The organism is Pantoea sp. SIMBA_079 (assembly GCF_046940275.1).
Classification (GTDB): Bacteria; Pseudomonadota; Gammaproteobacteria; order Enterobacterales; family Enterobacteriaceae; genus Pantoea; species Pantoea borealis.
In genome coordinates, this window is sequence record NZ_JAWRYR010000913.1 from 1 (window position 1) to 236 (window position 236).

1 pseudogene is annotated in these 236 nt (G+C 55.9%); it reads left to right on the plus strand.

Annotated features, from left to right (window positions below):
- Positions 1-236, plus strand: a pseudogene (locus SB719_RS22595) (anticodon nuclease); the annotation flags it as partial.

Here is a 236-nt window from a genome sequence, read left to right on the forward strand (position 1 = left end):
TGACGCGAACATCAAGGTCTCACGCGGAGAGGAGAACATCTTCATCTGGTGTTTCTTTCTCGCCGTGGTGCAGTTGGCAATGGACCCGGAGATTGAAGCCTACCGCTGGGTGAAGTATCTCTACATCGACGACCCAATCTCGTCCCTAGACGAGCACAACGCCATTGCGGTGGCGAACCATCTCGCACAGTTGCTCAAGCGGCCGGAGAGCTCGATTAAGACGGTCATCTCGTCGC